Source organism: Pantoea sp. SGAir0215 (assembly GCF_043543215.1).
The window spans coordinates 2,011,985-2,029,359 of sequence record NZ_CP028031.1 but is presented as its reverse complement, the minus strand read 5'-3'; the positions used below and the strand labels follow the sequence as shown (position 1 = coordinate 2,029,359).

12 protein-coding genes are annotated in these 17,375 nt (G+C 51.9%); 4 read left to right on the top strand and 8 right to left on the bottom strand.

Going from position 1 to position 17,375, the window contains the following annotated elements:
- Position 1: 1 nt before the first annotated feature.
- From C1N64_RS09555 to serC, 6 genes are all read right to left on the bottom strand, one after another.
- Positions 2-2,257 carry a DNA internalization-related competence protein ComEC/Rec2 gene (locus C1N64_RS09555; RefSeq protein WP_394515450.1) on the bottom strand — a complete coding sequence of 752 codons (2,256 nt, stop codon included), beginning with the start codon at positions 2,255-2,257 and terminating at the stop codon, positions 2-4.
- Positions 2,258-2,458: 201 nt separating this feature from the next.
- The gene (gene ihfB / locus C1N64_RS09550; RefSeq protein ID WP_003849360.1) at positions 2,459-2,743 is read right to left on the bottom strand and encodes an integration host factor subunit beta; all 285 of its coding nucleotides are present in this window, start codon (positions 2,741-2,743) and stop codon (positions 2,459-2,461) included.
- A gap of 82 nt (positions 2,744-2,825) precedes the next feature.
- Positions 2,826-4,499 carry a 30S ribosomal protein S1 gene (gene rpsA / locus C1N64_RS09545; protein WP_033737767.1) on the bottom strand — a complete coding sequence of 558 codons (1,674 nt, stop codon included), beginning with the start codon at positions 4,497-4,499 and terminating at the stop codon, positions 2,826-2,828.
- A gap of 121 nt (positions 4,500-4,620) precedes the next feature.
- Positions 4,621-5,301, bottom strand: coding sequence for a (d)CMP kinase (cmk, locus tag C1N64_RS09540; RefSeq protein WP_033737640.1), 681 nt, complete (start codon positions 5,299-5,301; stop codon positions 4,621-4,623).
- A gap of 189 nt (positions 5,302-5,490) precedes the next feature.
- Complete coding sequence (aroA, locus tag C1N64_RS09535; protein ID WP_033737641.1) at positions 5,491-6,777, bottom strand: 3-phosphoshikimate 1-carboxyvinyltransferase; 1,287 nt, start codon at positions 6,775-6,777, stop codon at positions 5,491-5,493.
- Positions 6,778-6,857: 80 nt separating this feature from the next.
- A complete protein-coding gene (gene serC, locus C1N64_RS09530; RefSeq protein WP_006118621.1) occupies positions 6,858-7,943 on the bottom strand; it encodes a 3-phosphoserine/phosphohydroxythreonine transaminase in 1,086 nt (361 codons plus the stop codon).
- Positions 7,944-8,253: 310 nt separating this feature from the next.
- Here serC and ycaO point away from each other — a divergent pair, with 310 nt between their 5' ends.
- The 4 genes from ycaO to pflA all read left to right on the top strand — a co-directional run bounded on the left by ycaO (position 8,254) and on the right by pflA (position 14,504).
- A complete protein-coding gene (gene ycaO / locus C1N64_RS09525; RefSeq protein ID WP_172912314.1) occupies positions 8,254-10,017 on the top strand; it encodes a 30S ribosomal protein S12 methylthiotransferase accessory factor YcaO in 1,764 nt (587 codons plus the stop codon).
- Between the two features lie 377 nt (positions 10,018-10,394).
- Positions 10,395-11,255 carry a formate transporter FocA gene (focA, locus tag C1N64_RS09520; RefSeq protein WP_033737642.1) on the top strand — a complete coding sequence of 287 codons (861 nt, stop codon included), beginning with the start codon at positions 10,395-10,397 and terminating at the stop codon, positions 11,253-11,255.
- Between the two features lie 72 nt (positions 11,256-11,327).
- The gene (gene pflB / locus C1N64_RS09515) at positions 11,328-13,610 is read left to right on the top strand and encodes a formate C-acetyltransferase (protein WP_006118617.1); all 2,283 of its coding nucleotides are present in this window, start codon (positions 11,328-11,330) and stop codon (positions 13,608-13,610) included.
- Positions 13,611-13,763: 153 nt separating this feature from the next.
- Positions 13,764-14,504 (top strand): pyruvate formate lyase 1-activating protein, encoded by a 741-nt coding sequence (gene pflA / locus C1N64_RS09510; RefSeq protein WP_394515449.1) that lies wholly within the window; start codon positions 13,764-13,766, stop codon positions 14,502-14,504.
- A gap of 106 nt (positions 14,505-14,610) precedes the next feature.
- Here the strand turns inward: pflA and C1N64_RS09505 are convergent, their stop codons facing one another.
- Positions 14,611-15,765, bottom strand: a complete 1,155-nt coding sequence (locus tag C1N64_RS09505; protein ID WP_006118615.1) for an MFS transporter — start codon at positions 15,763-15,765, stop codon at positions 14,611-14,613.
- A gap of 316 nt (positions 15,766-16,081) precedes the next feature.
- Positions 16,082-17,374: a serine--tRNA ligase gene (gene serS / locus C1N64_RS09500; protein WP_033737644.1), complete on the bottom strand. Its 1,293-nt coding sequence runs from the start codon at positions 17,372-17,374 to the stop codon at positions 16,082-16,084.
- Position 17,375 lies beyond the last annotated feature (1 nt).

Genomic DNA, 17,375 nt, shown 5'->3' with positions numbered 1-17,375 from the left:
TCTACCTGGATTCGCGTTTGACGCCAAACCACTGATGATACCAACGGGGCACTAATTGTTCTCTGAAGGAAAAAACCTGCACGGTGTTTGCCTCTATTTTGATACTAATTTGTCCGGACTGACCGGTATCACGCCAGTCATAAGCGTGTTCACGGTAATTTCGCAGCACGGACTTCGCGGGCATTCGCCACGCATTATAGCGTGCTACAGAGGCGATGGCGGTATGGCCGGCGATGCTGCGCAGCAGTAAGCGCGATGAGGATGTCCGGCTGCCATGATGAGGTACCTGCAGAATATCCGCCTTTAACTGCTGCTTTTCCAGCCGCACTAACTGCCGCTCCGCCTCGGTTTCCAGATCGCCCGTGAGTAACAAACGGACGCTTCCATCATCCACACTCACCACGCATGAATCGTTGTTTTCCCCCTGGTTGGGAGACGTTGCTGGCCAGAGCACCCGGAAATGTAGCCGTTTCCAGCGCCATGTGGTACCGCGTACACAGGGTAAATGCCCGCTTTCTGTAAGTCCGCTGCGCACCCGTACAGTAGGAACATGTTGCAGAATAGCCGACAGCCCGCCGGTATGGTCAAGATGCCGGTGGCTGAGAATAACCTCCCGCAGTCTGAGTCCTTTACGTTCAAGCCAGGGCAGAATAACGCGGCTCCCTGCATCGCTGTATTTCCAGCGTGGACCGGTATCGTAGAGCACCGCTTCATCGCCCTGGCTGATGACGACGCTCAATCCATGCCCCACGTCCAGCATATCAATGCGCCATAGCGCTTCCGGCTTAGCATGGCGGGAAAACAGGATTGCCAGTGCGACAGCGCTACAACTGAACGGCATGGAGAACAGTACGCCGGAACGCCACAGGAGTAGCCCTCCCCATATGACTATTATCAGGAAAGGTGCGCCTTGCAGCGGCCACCAACCTGCCGGTAGCAGGGCAAGGCCGGAGAACAGAAACCGCAGGGACAGATCGGCCGCCTGCCACCCCCACACTGATAATGCCGGGAAAGGTAGCAACAGGGTGATGAGTATCAATGGCACCGTAATAAACGACACGACAGGAATCGCAAACAGATTAGCGAACAGCGCGGTCAGGCTGATGCCATTAAATAATGCGGCCTGAAGCGGCACCATCAGGATCATCATTCCCAGTTGCAGATGAAGGAGTTGCAGTAAAAACCAGCGCCGCCTGTCACGAAAGCGCTCGGCCAGAGGAAACCAGCGATACCAGGTCAGCAACATCCCCACCGCCAGCACCGACAGCCAGAAGCTGTCCGAGAGAACGGTAAGCGGATCCAGTGCCAGCAACAACCCTACGCAGAGCGTCCAGATTTGCCAGGGGCTGAGCTGTATACCTGTTATACGTGTTATTGCCCATAGCGTCAGTGCCAGTAATGCCCGCTGCGCTGGCGCCTGGGCCCCTGAAAGCCACGTATAAAGTGCGGCACAGAGCCAACTGACAATGAGCGGATACAGATAGCTAATGCAGCGTGCCGGTAACAAAAACTGGCTGCCCCGCGCCAGTAGCCATCCGGTGCCCGCGGCCAGGCCAATGTGCATACCTGAAATGGCCATAAGATGCGCCGTTCCGGTATCACGTAACAACTGACGGGTTGCCTCACTCAGATTGTCGCGAATGCCAAAAGCCAGTGCCTCCAGCGTAGCCGAAGCGGGTAAATGTTCGTAATGTTGCCTGTGGCCACGAATATGCTGCCAACGCCAGCTGCATTCAGACTGCACAGGATGTTGCTTGATAATGCGCCCCTGCACCGGGGTATGATTCGCCATGGCAAAGCGTTGTGCGTCGAATTCTCCCTCATTGAGTCTGGCATGAACAGCGCGTAACCTGAGCCGCATTTGCCAGCGCTGCCCCGGACAATAGGCTGTAGCGTTATCCTGCAGTGACAGCCAGGCAAAACGGGGAGGAAAGAAAATCCGGTTTCCCGCTTTCAACATTCTGACCCGAATACATGACGCGTCTTGTTTTACCTCTTCAATTTGCACGACAAACCAGGCGGGTCGGGTACTCATCCATTCCGTGTCGTTGACCAGGGATTGCGCATTAACCAGCCCCCAGGCGGCCAGCAAAAGCGCACAGCCTGCGATGCGGACATAACGTACGGACATCGCCACCAGACAAGTGCCACACAGCAGCATCACGATAATAAACGTTCGCGAAGGGAGCTGAGGCACGATCAGTAAGGGTAACGCGGTCAGCGAGGCCAGTCTCGCCAGTCCAATCCATGTCAACATACCGTATCCCGCTGATGAACTGGCGTAAGTATGTCCTTCAGACTTTCAGGGTAAAGCGCGTAAAGAGTGAATTAAGAAAGGGTTTCCAGAGAGGATAATTCGTTGCAGCGCAGACGCATTTTTTTGCGGGAGAGCGAACATAATCACGCGGGCAAAAAAAAACGACATCCGGAGATGTCGTTTAGGCGTTTCGGTATCGGCTTAGCCGTAGATGTTAGCACGGTCACGCAGTTCTTTGCCCGGCTTGAAGTGGGGAACGTATTTACCTTCCAGATCCACTTTGTCACCCGTTTTCGGGTTACGGCCAGTGCGCGGTGCGCGATAGTGCAACGAAAAGCTGCCGAATCCCCGGATTTCAATGCGTTCGCCCTGTGCCAGCGTTGTGGCCATGTGCTCAAGCATCTCTTTGACTGCATCCTCAACGACTTTCGCCGGTATATGAGTATGCTGTCCCGCCAGCCTTTCAATCAATTCTGACTTGGTCATGTAACCTCCGGTTAATCCCTACAGGAATGTATGACAGCCTTTACCGAAACCGGGCGGATGAATCCGCCCGGTGCAAGGTCGATTACTCGCCTTTAGCCGCTTTGAACGCTTCAGCCATTGCGCTTGAGAAGTTGCCTTCTTCCTGTTTGGTGTTAACAGTGTTGATAGCTTCTTTCTCGTCAGCCTGGTCTTTCGCACGAACAGACAGGCTCACTACGCGGTTTTTACGGTCAACGCCAGTAAATTTAGCTTCAACGTCGTCACCGACGTTCAGAACCAGTGTAGCGTCTTCGATACGGTCCATTGAAGCTTCAGAAGCGCGCAGGTAACCCTCAACGCCGTCTGCCAATTCAACTGTAGCACCTTTCGCATCAACTGCAGTCACTTTACCGGTGACGATAGCACCTTTCTTGTTCAAAGTGATGTAGTTGTTGAACGGATCTTCTGCCAGCTGTTTCACGCCCAGAGAGATACGCTCGCGCTCTGCATCAACCTGCAGTACAACGGCAGCGATTTCGTCGCCTTTTTTGTACTCACGAACGGCTTCTTCGCCAGTCGCGTTCCAGGAGATGTCAGACAGGTGAACCAGACCGTCGATGCCACCGTCCAGGCCGATGAAGATACCGAAGTCAGTGATTGACTTGATTTTACCTTCAACGCGATCGCCTTTGTTGTGGGTCTCAGCGAACTGCTGCCATGGGTTAGATTTGCACTGCTTCAGACCCAGGGAGATACGACGACGCTCTTCATCGATGTCCAGAACCATCACTTCAACCACATCGCCTACGTTTACAACTTTAGACGGATGGATGTTTTTGTTGGTCCAGTCCATTTCTGAAACGTGTACCAGGCCTTCAACGCCTTCTTCGATTTCAACGAAGCAGCCGTAGTCAGTCAGGTTGGTTACACGACCAGTCAGCTTGGTGCCTTCTGGATAGCGCTTAGCGATAGCCACCCATGGATCTTCGCCCAGCTGCTTCAGACCCAGAGATACACGGGTACGCTCGCGGTCGAATTTCAGGACTTTAACGTTGATTTCATCGCCAACATTCACGATCTCGCTTGGATGCTTAACGCGCTTCCAGGCCATGTCAGTGATGTGCAGCAGGCCGTCAACACCGCCCAGATCAACGAATGCACCGTAGTCAGTGAGGTTCTTAACGATACCTTTAACTTCCATGCCTTCCTGCAGGTTTTCCAGCAGCTGATCGCGCTCTGCGCTGTTCTCAGATTCGATAACCGCACGACGTGAAACCACGACGTTGTTGCGTTTCTGATCAAGCTTGATCACTTTGAATTCAAGCTCTTTGCCTTCCAGGTGCAGTGTGTCGCGTACTGGACGCACATCAACCAGTGAACCTGGCAGGAACGCACGGATACCGTTCAGCTCAACTGTGAAGCCACCTTTGACTTTGCCGTTGATAATACCGGTAACAGTTTCAGCTTCTTCGTAAGCTTTTTCCAGCGTGATCCAAGCTTCGTGACGCTTAGCTTTCTCACGTGACAGCAGAGTTTCACCGAAGCCATCTTCCACTGCGTCCAGAGCAACGTCAACTTCGTCACCAACCTGGATTTCCAGTTCGCCGGCTGCGTTTTTGAACTGCTCTGCAGGGATTGCAGATTCAGATTTCAGGCCCGCATCAACCAGAACAACGTCTTTGTCGATAGAGACAACAACGCCACGAACGATGGAACCCGGGCGGGTTTCGATTTCTTTCAGGGATTCTTCAAATAGTTGAGCAAAAGATTCAGTCATATTGATAATCTTAGGATTCTTCAATTTAACGTCCATCTGACATCATGTCGGATGGGGTTGTTTCACATGCCCTGCACCGGATCCGTGGCACAGGGTTAATACATTCGTTTAAGCCGGAAGATTACATACCAAGCGTTTTGCGGGCATAATTTAACGCGTTATCAATAACCTGCTCGATGGACATCTGGGTTGAATCCAACACCAAAGCATCAGCGGCAGGGACTAACGGTGCGATAGCGCGGTTGCGATCGCGGTCGTCGCGTTCTTTTATCTCGGCTAAAAGGCGATCAAAGTTAACATTAAAGCCATTCTCCTGCAACTGTAGCATACGTCGCTGAGCACGTTCTTCCGGGCTGGCATCAAGGAAAATCTTTACAGGCGCATCGGGGAAAACGACGGTGCCCATATCCCGCCCGTCTGCAATCAAACCGGGTTCCTCGCGAAACGCGCGTTGACGACGTAACAGCGCTTCCCGAACGCGAGGAAAAGCCGCGACGCGTGAGGCGGTATTACTGACTTCCTGGGTACGAATTTCGCTGGTGACGTCTTCCCCTTCCAGGATGACCTGCATTTCGCCATGATGAGAAAGGAAACGCACATCAAGATGGGCGGCGATAGGCACTAACGCCTCTTCAGACTCAATATCGACCTGATGATGTAATGCGGCTAAGGCCAGTACACGATAAATTGCGCCGGAATCCAGTAAATGCCACTGTAATGCTTCCGCCATCGCCTTGCACAGGGTGCCCTTTCCCGCGCCACTTGGCCCATCAATTGTTATGACCGGGGCAGTTGCTGTCATCATTCCCTCCTGTTGCTGCGCGCATTTTGGCCGGTTGGCCGTCACAAATGTCGGGCATTATACGCTGCCCGACGACGCTTAGTTACCTTTTGAGAAGAGGCAATGAGAAATTTAGCCAGGAAAAAGGCCTCTGGCGTGGAAAAGCGTCCTGAAGATGATGAGCCCGATGCACGACATCGGGCGAGGGGATTAGGCGTTTTCGCTAATTTTTTGCAGCTGTTCAAAATAATCAGGGAAGGTTTTTGCCGTACAGCCTGGATCAAGAATGGTAACGGGCGTATCGGACAGCGCAACCAGCGAGAAACACATCGCCATACGGTGATCGTTATACGTGCCGATGTCGGCATGCTTCAACGTCTCAGGCGGCGTGATGCGAATAAAATCGTGCCCTTCTTCCACCTCGGCACCGACTTTACGCAACTCGGTTGCCATAGCCGTCAGACGATCCGTTTCTTTAACTCGCCAGTTATAAATATTGCGCAGTTGCGTCGTACCTTCTGCAAACAATGCCGCAGTGGCAATGGTCATGGCAGCATCAGGAATATGGTTCATATCCATATCAATAGCGCGTAATGTCCCGGCCGTGCAGGCAATATAGTCATCGCCCCACTCAATTGATGCACCCATCTTTTCGAGTACATCCGCAAAGCGAATATCGCCTTGTACGCTGTTGCGACCAATGCCGGTGACACGCACGGTACCGCCTTTGATTGCGGCTGCGGCAAGAAAATAGGAGGCAGAAGACGCATCCCCCTCCACCAGATATTCACCTGGTGACTGGTAGTGCTGTTTACCCTTAATCAGGAAGTGTTGATACTGCTGATTCTCAACCTCGACACCAAAGCAGCGCATCAGGTGCAGAGTAATATCGATGTAAGGTTTGGAAACCAGCTCACCTTTAATGCTGATACGGGTAGGATTTTCAGCTAACGGAGCCATCATCAGAAGCGCAGTCAAAAACTGGCTGGATACGCTGCCATCTACTGTAACGTCGCCGCCAGTAAACCCACCCCGCAGGCGGACTGGGGGATAATCTGTATTTTCGAGATAGTCTATAGTAGCCCCACCTTGCCGTAGTGCATCGACCAGGTGCCCGATAGGGCGTTCTTTCATGCGTGGTTCGCCCGTCAGGACGACATCCTGCTCACCCAGGCAAAGCGCTGCCGCAAGGGGCCGCATAGCGGTGCCGGCGTTGCCCAGAAACAGCTCTGTGGGCTGTGATGCATGCAGCGGCCCACCCTTTCCTGTCACCTCGCACACCGTACGATCGCTGGAAAGCGTGAACTCAACACCCAGTGCATCAAGCGCATTAAGCATGTGCTTAACATCGTCGCTGTCCAGCAGATTAGTTAATCGGGTTTTACCTTTCGCCAGTGCAGCAAGCAGAAGCGCACGGTTTGACACGCTTTTGGAACCGGGCAAATTAACCGTACCATTAACGCGAGCGATGGGCTGAAGGGTCAGGGAATCTTGCATGTGAAACGTAATCCTTAAAAAACGATGACTCCGCCAGAGGGCGGAGTCGGGTGTCAGTCATTCCACTGACAGTGAAAGACTTAGCCGTGGCGGCGTTCGAAATCAATCATGAAATCGGTCAGCGCTTTAACGCCTTCCAATGGCATCGCATTGTAGATTGAGGCACGCATGCCGCCCACAACACGGTGACCTTTTAATGCGTGCAGACCTGCCTTAAATGACTCTTCCAGGAAGAGGCTGTCCAGCGAGGCATCAGCCAGTTGGAAAGGAATGTTCATTCGGGAACGGTTTTGCAGTGCCACATCGTTACGGTAAAAATCGCTGTTATCGATGAGACCATAGAGTAATCCGGCTTTTGCCTGATTAATTTTTTCCATCTCAGCGACACCACCCTTCTGCTTCAGCCACTTAAAGACCAGGCCACTCAGATACCAGGCAAACGTAGGTGGCGTGTTAAACATGGAATCATTTTCAGCCAGAACGGTGTAGTCAAGGATGGAAGGCACGCTTTGATGCGCGTTGCCGAGAAGATCGTCCCGTACGATAACCAGGGTAAGGCCAGCCGGACCAATATTTTTCTGCGCACCTGCGTAAATCACACCATAGCGCTTGATATCAATTGGGCGTGACAGAATGGTGGAGGAAAGATCGGCGACCACAACCTTGTCACCAAAGTCAGGCTCTTCGTCAATAGCCAGACCGTCAATGGTTTCATTTGGGCAAAAATGCAAATAGGCGGCCGTGTCGCTGACATCCCATTCGCGCATCGGCAGGATGGCGCGCTTACCTTCTTGGGTCGTTTTGACATCCAGCGTCCGCGGTGAGCAATATTTTTCCGCTTCTTTAATGGCACTGTGAGCCCAGTAGCCTCCATCTGCATAGTCCGCACTGGTCGCACTGCCGAGTAAATTGCCCGGTACAGCAGCAAACTGCGCACGTGCGCCGCCATGACAGAATAATACTTTGTAATTGGAAGGAATTTTCAGCAGATCGCGGAAGTCCGCTTCAGCCTCTTCTGCCACCTGAATAAATTCTTTACTGCGGTGGCTGATCTCCATTACTGAAGTTCCCAGACCATGCCAGTTTGTCAGTTCTTGTTCTGCACGGCGGAGTACTTCGCTCGGCAGCATCGCTGGCCCAGAGCTAAAATTATAAATTTGCGTCATTTCCCTCACCACTGTCATATCGAACGGTTATGAATAACGATTCGGTTTTATCACTGCCTTCTGGTGGCTGCAATCATAAATCGAACTGCGGTCACATTTTTTCGGCATGACGCACCGAAGGTTATATTACCAATGTAATCCGGCACGAAATATTGTGAGGCGGCTTCCTTTCATGCAATCCCGGCTTTGGCTCAGATGACAAAGCATGAGAAAAACGACGGTAAAATTGCGGCGTCTTAATAGCGAACAGACGGTAAAAAACGTATCATTGCGCGCTTTATGTCTCCCCATTTACAGAGAGAGCGGCACCATGACGCAAACTTTTATCCCGGGCAAAGATGCCGCCCTGGAAGACTCCATTTCACGCTTCCAGACCAAATTACAGGATCTGGGTTTTAATATTGAAGAAGCCTCCTGGCTGAATCCTGTGCCACACGTCTGGTCTGTCCACATTCGTGATCGCGACTGCCCCCTCTGCTTCACCAATGGTAAGGGCGCCAGCAAAAAAGCCGCTCTGGCCTCGGCGCTGGGGGAATATTTTGAACGCCTGTCCACGAATTACTTTTTTGCTGATTTCTGGCTTGGCAACAGTATCGCCCAAGGAGATTTTGTTCACTATCCCAATGAAAAATGGTTTGCTCTGCCTGAAGACGACAGCCTGCCTGAAGGCATCCTGGATGCGCGCCTGCGCGCCTTTTACGATCCTGAAAACGCCCTCTCCGCTTCAGATTTAATCGATCTCCAGTCGGGTAACAGCACACGCGGCATCTGCGCCCTGCCCTTTACCCGTCAGTCCGATCAGCAGACCGTTTATATTCCGATGAATATTATCGGTAACCTGTATGTGTCGAACGGCATGTCCGCCGGCAACACGGCCAACGAGGCACGGGTACAGGGGCTGTCAGAAGTTTTCGAGCGCTATATTAAAAATCGTATCATCGCCGAGTCCATCAGCCTGCCTGCCATTCCTGAATCCGTGATGGCGCGTTACCCCGATGTGGTTGAGGCCATCGCCCGTCTGGAAGCCGAAGGGTTCCCGATTTTTGCCTATGACGCATCACTGGGTGGGAAATATCCGGTTATCTGCGTTGTGCTGTTTAATCCTGCCAACGGCACCTGTTTCGCCTCTTTTGGCGCGCACCCTGATTTTGGTGTCGCGCTGGAGCGTACCGTTACCGAACTGCTTCAGGGCCGCAGCCTGAAAGATCTGGATGTGTTCACGCCGCCCACGTTTGATGATGAAGAAGTGGCAGAGCACGCCAACCTGGAAACCCACTTTATCGATTCAAGCGGCCTGATCTCCTGGGATCTGTTTAAAGAAACAGCGGATTATCCCTTCGTTGACTGGAAATTTGATGGCACCACCGAGCAGGAATTCAGTACGCTCATGGCGATTTTCAAAGCCGAAGGTCAGGACGTTTACATCGCTGATTATGAGCACCTCGGTGTGTATGCCTGCCGCATTATTGTGCCCGGTATGTCAGATATTTATCCGGCTGAAGACTTGTTGCTGGCGAATAACAGCATGGGTGCAGGTATTCGTGAAACGCTTCTGGCCCTGCCCGGCAGCAACTGGAATCCTGAAGAGTACCTGGATTTAATTTCTCAGCTGGACGAAGAAGGTTTTGATGACTTCACGCGTGTCCGCGAGTTGCTGGGACTGGCGACAGGCAAAGATAACGGCTGGTACACGCTGCGCATTGGCGAACTCAAAGCCATGCTGGCCCTGGCTGGCGGTGATCTCGATCAGGCGCTGATCTGGACGGAATGGACAATGGAATTTAATGGCTCCGTATTCAGCCCGGAGCGTGCAAATTATTACCGCTGTCTGCAAACTCTGCTGCTGCTGGCGATGGAAGATGAGCGGAATCCGCTTGAGTATCACGCAGCCTTTGTGCGTATGTATGGTGCTGACGCTGTCGACGCCGCCTCGGCCGCAATCAGCGGTGAGGCGGCCTTCAATGGCCTCCAGCCGGTAGACAGCGATCTTAAGGCTTTCCCTGCTCATCAGGCTTTGCTTGCTGCCTATGAAAAGCTGCAAAAGGCGAAACGTCTTTACTGGAAAAACGCCTAATCTTTCGCGGCTCTGTTTCAGGATAAAGCGATAATAATCTCACAGGCACCTTATTTAATGGGTGCCTTTCTTTTTTTGAGAATAAGTATTTAAGGGATGTATTGTTCAGCGTTTTTATCATCATTATTTAAAGCAACATAACAGATGCATTTCGTTAACTCTGCAGAGATCGTCCTGACGGCACACCGCCATCTCTTAAACAAAAATTGCATAATTTAAAATATTTTTAATCATTATATTTCAATAAATTAACCCCAAAAATCCCGTCTTTCAGTGAAACACGCTCCGTCCTTGCATGGCTGATCATGATCCAAATCAACTTCTGTAACTGTTGCCTTTGTTATCATTTTTTCAGACAACTTTTGGAGTGAGTTAGTGTGAAAGCTGACAATCCTTTTAATCTGTTATTACCCGCCGCGATGGCGAAAGTGGCTGAAGATGCTGGCGTTTATAAAGCCACTAAACATCCCCTCACCACGACCTTTCTGGCCTTTACTGCGGGCATGTTCATCTCGATTGCTTTCGTGTTTTACATCACGGCTACCACGGGCAGCGGTGCTGTGCCTTATGGCCTGGCAAAACTGATCGGCGGCATCTGTTTTTCACTGGGACTCATACTGGTCGTGGTATGCGGTGCCGATCTGTTCACATCTACCGTCCTCATTGTGGTCGCCAAAGCCAGTGGACGCATCACCTGGGGGCAACTGGCACGAAACTGGATAACCGTTTATATCGGTAACCTGGCTGGCGCGTTATTTTTCGTCACGCTCATGTGGTTCTCCGGTGAACAGATGGTGGCAAACGGCGCGTGGGGATTAAACGTCCTGCAAACAGCCGACCATAAAATGCATCATACTTTTATCGAAGCCGTTTGCCTCGGCACATTGGCCAATTTGATGGTCTGTCTGGCGGTCTGGATGAGCTATTCAGGACGGACATTGACCGATAAAAGCCTGATTATGATTTTGCCGGTGGCCATGTTTGTCGCCTGTGGTTTTGAACACAGTATCGCCAATATGTTTTTGATTCCTTTCGCGATCGTGATACGCGACTTTTCCGGGCCTGAGTTTTGGCAGGCCGCAGGGGCCACAGCAGCACAGTTCCCGGCCCTCACCGTTAAAAACTTTATTTTCGACAATCTGATTCCGGTCACGCTCGGTAACATCATTGGCGGCGGCCTGCTAGTCGGATTGACCTACTGGGTAATTTACTTACGCGGTGGTAAAGAAACGCACTAATCCTGTCTCAACGGCATATCGCAGCCTGGTACGCCCGAGAGCAAAAGTCTCCTTAAATAAGGCAGGTATATTATGACCGAACGTAATGCAAAACTCGCTTCAGCCTGGCAGGGATTTACTGAAGGCGAATGGCAGAACAGCGTCAACGTACGCGACTTTATTCAGAAAAACTATACGCCTTATGAAGGCGACGAGTCCTTTCTGGCCGGTGCCACCGAGGCCACCACAACACTGTGGGAGAGCGTGCTGGAAGGCATCAAAATTGAAAACCGCACCCATGCACCAGTCGATTTTGATACCGATCTTGCCTCAACCATCACTTCCCACGATGCCGGTTACATCAATAAATCACTGGAAAAAATTGTTGGCCTGCAAACCGAAGCCCCGTTGAAACGCGCCATTATTCCTTTTGGCGGTATCAAAATGGTTGAAGGCTCATGCAAGGTCTATGGTCGTGAACTCGACGCGTCTCTGAAAAAGATTTTCACGGAATACCGCAAAACGCATAACCAGGGTGTTTTTGATGTTTATACACCTGACATTTTACGCTGCCGTAAATCTGGCGTATTGACCGGCCTGCCTGATGCTTATGGTCGTGGACGCATCATCGGTGATTATCGTCGTGTTGCCCTGTACGGCATTGATTATCTGATGGCGGATAAGTTTGCTCAGTTCACCTCACTGCAAAACGATCTTGAAAACGGCGTAAACCTGGAAGCCACGATTCGCCTGCGCGAAGAAATTGCTGATCAGCATCGGGCGCTTGAACAAATTAAAGCGATGGCAGCCAAATACGGTCATGATATTTCTGGCCCGGCCACCAACGCGGCTGAAGCCGTTCAGTGGACCTATTATGGCTATCTGGCTGCAGTTAAATCACAGAACGGCGCGGCCATGTCTTTTGGCCGGGTGTCGACTTTCCTCGATATCTACATCGAACGCGACCTCCAGGCAGGAAAACTGAACGAAGAGCAGGCACAGGAACTGATTGACCATCTGGTCATGAAACTGCGCATGGTCCGCTTCCTGCGTACACCAGAATACGATGAACTGTTTTCTGGTGACCCTATCTGGGCCACCGAATCGCTGGCGGGGATGGGCGTTGATGGTCGCACGCTGGTCAGTAAAACCACGTTCCGTTTCCTGAACACGCTGTACACCATGGGCCCCTCCCCTGAACCAAACATGACCATTCTGTGGTCTGAAAAACTGCCCGTTAACTTCAAAAAATATGCGGCTAAAGTTTCAATCGACACCTCGTCACTGCAGTATGAAAATGACGACCTGATGCGTCCTGACTTTAACAACGATGATTACGCCATTGCCTGCTGTGTCAGCCCTATGATTGTCGGCAAGCAAATGCAGTTCTTTGGTGCCCGCGCCAACCTGGCAAAAACCTTGCTGTACGCGATCAACGGCGGCATGGACGAAAAACTGAAAATGCAGGTGGGGCCGAAAGAAGCCAAAATCATGGATGAAGTGCTCGATTTCGACGTCGTGATGGCCCGTCTGGATCACTTCATGGACTGGCTGGCAAAACAGTATGTCACCGCACTGAACATCATCCACTTCATGCATGATAAATACAGCTATGAAGCGTCACTCATGGCGCTGCACGATCGTGATGTTTACCGCACCATGGCCTGCGGTATCGCCGGACTGTCTGTGGCTGCGGATTCACTCTCAGCCATTAAATATGCCAAAGTGAAACCCGTGCGTGATGAAGATGGCCTGGCAATTGATTTCGACATCGAAGGCGACTATCCCCAGTTCGGTAACAACGATCCGCGCGTGGACGACCTGGCATGCGACCTGGTTGAACGGTTTATGAAGAAAATTCAGAAACTGGAAACATATCGCAACGCGGTGCCAACGCAGTCCGTTCTGACCATTACCTCTAACGTCGTTTATGGCAAGAAAACCGGTAATACGCCAGACGGCCGCCGTGCAGGCGCCCCCTTTGGCCCTGGCGCTAACCCCATGCACGGTCGCGACCAGAAAGGAGCGGTAGCATCGCTGACCTCGGTAGCGAAATTACCCTTTGCGTACGCTAAAGACGGTATCTCTTATACTTTCTCCATCGTGCCTAATGCGCTTGGCAAAGATGATAATGTACGTAAAACCAATCTGGCAGGACTAATGGATGGTTACTTCCATCATGAGGCCAGTATTGAAGGCGGCCAGCACCTGAATGTTAACGTGATGAACCGGGAAATGTTGATGGACGCGATGGATAACCCTGAGAAATATCCTCAGTTAACCATCCGCGTTTCGGGCTATGCCGTTCGCTTTAACTCGCTCACTAAAGAGCAGCAGCAGGACGTGATTACCCGTACCTTTACCCAGTCACTCTAGTTCGCCCTTGAGGCTCCTTCATGGAGCCTCTTCTTTCAAGTCAGGTTTGGTCGCTGTCTGTATGACGGATAACCACCAAAATTGATTTCCCGTTCAGAGCGCACCGGAGAGTGCGCCACCTGCTTCGCAGGCTCATCAGGAGAATACATCGCAATGTCTGCCATTGGTCGCATCCACTCATTTGAATCATGCGGAACCGTAGACGGTCCCGGCATCCGTTTTATCACCTTTTTTCAGGGCTGCCTGATGCGCTGCCTGTACTGCCACAACCGTGATACATGGGACACGCATTGCGGCAAAGAAATTACCGTCGACGCGCTCATGGCGGACGTTCTGTCTTATCGCCATTTCATGAATGCGTCCGGGGGCGGGGTGACGGCTTCAGGCGGTGAGGCCATTTTGCAGGCGGAGTTTGTGCGCGACTGGTTTCGCGCATGTCAAGCTGAGGGCATTCATACCTGCCTTGACACCAACGGCTTTGTCCGCCGCTACGATCCCGTTATTGATGAATTACTGGATGCAACAGATTTGGTGATGCTTGACCTCAAGCAGATGAACGATGACATCCACCAGATTCTTGTCGGTGTGTCGAATCATCGCACACTCGATTTTGCGCGCTATCTTCAGAAGAAAGGAAAACGGACGTGGATTCGTTTCGTCGTCGTGCCCGGCTATTCTGATGATGATGACAGTGTCCATCGCTTAGGTGCATTTACGCAGGATATGGCAAATGTGGAGAAGATTGAGCTTCTGCCTTATCACGAGCTGGGTAAGCATAAATGGATTGCGATGGGTAAAGAGTACAAGCTCGACGGTGTAAAACCGCCCAGTAAAGCGACCATGGAACGGGTCAAGCATATTCTTGCCAGCTACGGACATGAAGTGATGTATTGACAGGCCACGTCACCGCAGTCAGTAAACGATAACCGTCTGACAGTCAGCGCAGCCAGACGGCGAAGGTTAAGCCAGGCGCCCTGTCACCGCCTGGTTATCGTTATGATCAGGCATGTGCCACTGGCGTGGCATGATGATCGGCCTTACGCAGTAACATGACTAAGTAAACCAGCGCTACCGCCGCGATCATAACGAACAGCAGACGGTCGGAATAACTTTGCATCAGCATGGCCGTCATGCTTGGTCCGGCCAGGCTGCCCACGGTGTAGCTCAGTAACAGCGCCTGGTTCATTGCCACCAGTTCATGGTGCGCCACGGTTTCGCAGGCCCATGACATGGCGACCGGATAAAGCGTAAAACCTGCCAGCCCCAGCACAAACAGGGCTGGGGCCATCGCGGCATTTGTCAGCATCGCAATCGCCCCGAGGATCACCACAAATACCTGCACTCGCAGTACCATCATGCGGCCAAAGCGGTCAGCAAGCCGACCAATCGGCCATTGCCCGACAATGCCGGCACTCACCAGCAAGGCCATCCAGTAACCCACGTTGGCATCACTCATACCCTGATGAGAAAGATAGAGCGGCATTAAGCCGTACAGCGATCCCAGAACAATGCCAGAAATAATACAGCCGTTAATACCGAGACGAGAACTGCGACGACGCAGCATAGGTAAAATTCGTCCGCCTGGCGTAGCTTCTACGGTATCGCTGTTGGCGGAAACCTGTGTGAAGATTAACGGTAAGATGGCGCTGATGACCGTGGCGGTTACCCAGGGAATCACACTCAGTAATTCGGTAGACAGTTTGCTCACCAGCAGTTGTCCGGCAACCGTACCCAGGTAATAGACGATCATATAGGCAGCGAGCAACTGCCCACGGTTACGTACTGTTCCACTGCATAACAATGCGCTTTCCACCACGACCCAGACTAACGCGCAGCCGATACCGGCCGTGAAGCGCAGCAATGTCCATGCCCAGAATCCTTCCAGCGCCAGCATGCACAGTGTCGACAGCGCAAAAAGGCCGGTCGCCAGGTAATAGCTTCGGTTAAAACCGTATCGCTTGATCAGCCAGCCAGCCACTAAAGTGCCCAGCAGGTTACCGGTGTAATACGACGAACTCACCACGCCTACCTGCCATGTTGCCAGCGCATCATGCGTCAGCCAAAGGGGCACTAACGTATTCAGTACCGCAATGGAAACTGTCATTAATAACAGGCCGCAGAGCAGCAATATCACAGGACGTGACCAGGTCGACATAGGGGATAAAAACCAAAAGAAATGAAGGAAATTGCGCGCAGTTTGCCATCGCGCGTTGTAAAGTCAACGGGAGGAATGAGGGTGCAGCACATTTTGCTGCGTGACCATTTAAATTATTTATCTTCAGTAAGTTAGCCATCTGTCAGGCATCAGATAACTTTGCGCTATCTCTATGATAATCTGGATTTTTACGCTTTCTGCCCGCGTCGTCATCGATAATGTTTATTTGTGATAAATTTTAAACGTGTTGAGGATGCCTCGCGGTAAAGATAAAAAAACCCAGCCTGAGCTGGGTTATTTTAGACAGGATGAACGCTTAGCCAATAAATTCCAGGCCGTTCATATAAGGACGTAATACCTCTGGCACGGCGATGCGGCCGTCCTGCTGCTGGTAATTTTCCAGCACGGCAACCAGCGTACGTCCTACGGCCAGGCCCGAGCCATTCAGGGTATGCACCAGACGCGGTTTTTTATCCTGCTTATTGCGGGTGCGCGCCTGCATACGGCGAGCCTGGAAATCCCCCATGTTTGAGCAAGAAGAGATTTCACGGTAGGTATTTTGCGCCGGTAACCATACTTCTAAATCGTAGGTTTTTGTCGCACCAAAGCCCATATCACCGCTGCACAGCAAGACCTTGCGATACGGCAGGTTCAGCAGTTGCAACACTTTTTCAGCATGGCCAACCAGCTCTTCCAGCGCATCCATAGAGGTTTCAGGCGCGACGATTTGTACCATTTCAACTTTGTCGAACTGGTGCATACGGATGAGCCCACGCGTATCACGGCCATAGGAGCCTGCTTCAGAGCGGAAGCAGGGTGTATGTGCCGTAAGCTTCAGCGGCAGGCTCTCTTCTTCAACGATTTCATCCCGCACAAGGTTGGTCAGCGGCACTTCAGCGGTCGGAATGAGCGCGTAATGGCTGCTTTCGGATTCTTCTTCCAGCGGACGGGTATGGAACAGATCTTCACCAAACTTAGGTAACTGGCCTGTACCGTATAAGGTCGCATGGTTAACCAGGTAAGGGACGTAAGTTTCCAGATAACCATGTTGTTCCGTGTGCAGGTCAATCATGAACTGGCTGAGCGCACGGTGCAGGCGAGCAATCTGGCCTTGCATAACCACGAAGCGTGAGCCGGTGAGTTTCACTGCCGCAGCAAAGTCCAGCCCTTTAGCCGCTTCGCCCAGCTCAACGTGATCTTTCACCTCAAAATCAAACTGGCGGGGTTCACCCCAGCGACTGATTTCCAGGTTTTCCGTGTCGTCTTTCCCCAGCGGCACTTCATCCGCAGGAAGATTCGGCAGCGCCAGGCTGAAATCGCGGATCTGATTTTGCAGCGCGTCCAGTTCTGCTTTAGCCGCATCCAGGCGTTCGCCCAGGCTGTTCACTTCCTGACGCAGTGGCTCGATGTCTTCCCCACGTGCTTTGGCCTGACCGATGGATTTGGAGCGGGAGTTGCGCTCGGCCTGCAGGTTTTCCGTTTCAACCTGCAAGACTTTGCGACGCTCTTCGAGCGAACGCAGCATTTCCACATCCAGTTTAAATCCTCGGCGTGCCAGTTTTTCTGCGACTGCGTCTGGCTCATTACGCAGCAGATTGGGATCGAGCATG

Coding starts and splice junctions, on each gene's coding strand:
- C1N64_RS09555 (WP_394515450.1), bottom strand. CDS start 2,257: ATGTTGACATGGATTGGACTGGCGAGACTGGCCTCGCTGACCGCGTTA.
- ihfB (WP_003849360.1), bottom strand. CDS start 2,743: ATGACCAAGTCAGAATTGATTGAAAGGCTGGCGGGACAGCATACTCAT.
- rpsA (WP_033737767.1), bottom strand. CDS start 4,499: ATGACTGAATCTTTTGCTCAACTATTTGAAGAATCCCTGAAAGAAATC.
- cmk (WP_033737640.1), bottom strand. CDS start 5,301: ATGACAGCAACTGCCCCGGTCATAACAATTGATGGGCCAAGTGGCGCG.
- aroA (WP_033737641.1), bottom strand. CDS start 6,777: ATGCAAGATTCCCTGACCCTTCAGCCCATCGCTCGCGTTAATGGTACG.
- serC (WP_006118621.1), bottom strand. CDS start 7,943: ATGACGCAAATTTATAATTTTAGCTCTGGGCCAGCGATGCTGCCGAGC.
- ycaO (WP_172912314.1), top strand. CDS start 8,254: ATGACGCAAACTTTTATCCCGGGCAAAGATGCCGCCCTGGAAGACTCC.
- pflB (WP_006118617.1), top strand. CDS start 11,328: ATGACCGAACGTAATGCAAAACTCGCTTCAGCCTGGCAGGGATTTACT.
- pflA (WP_394515449.1), top strand. CDS start 13,764: ATGTCTGCCATTGGTCGCATCCACTCATTTGAATCATGCGGAACCGTA.
- C1N64_RS09505 (WP_006118615.1), bottom strand. CDS start 15,765: ATGTCGACCTGGTCACGTCCTGTGATATTGCTGCTCTGCGGCCTGTTA.
- serS (WP_033737644.1), bottom strand. CDS start 17,374: ATGCTCGATCCCAATCTGCTGCGTAATGAGCCAGACGCAGTCGCAGAA.